The sequence below is a fragment of the Ochrobactrum sp. SFR4 genome (assembly GCF_019730395.1).
Taxonomy (GTDB): domain Bacteria; phylum Pseudomonadota; class Alphaproteobacteria; order Rhizobiales; family Rhizobiaceae; genus Pseudochrobactrum.
The window spans coordinates 1-234 of the sequence record NZ_JAAPBB010001417.1 but is presented as its reverse complement, the minus strand read 5'-3'; the positions used below and the strand labels follow the sequence as shown (position 1 = coordinate 234).

The 234-nt window shown below is 56.0% G+C and carries 1 protein-coding gene; it reads left to right on the top strand.

The features are described from left to right. Positions 1–234 (top strand): thiamine pyrophosphate-dependent enzyme (locus tag HBA93_RS23700; protein WP_286202178.1); only part of this gene is annotated, 234 nt, incomplete at both ends.

Here is a 234-nt window from a genome sequence, read left to right as displayed (position 1 = left end):
TGAATCTCTCACAGCGCGGCTTATCGTTCAACATCCCCGGCGAGCAGGTCGATGCTATGGATGTACGGGCCGTACGCGCCGCCGGCCTGCGCGCCGTCGAACATGCGAGAGCAGGCAAAGGGCCATTCATCCTCGAAATGCTTACCTACCGTTATCGGGGACATTCAATGTCAGATCCAGCAAAATATCGCTCACGTGATGAAGTGCAGAAGGTCAAGAACGCGAACGATCCCA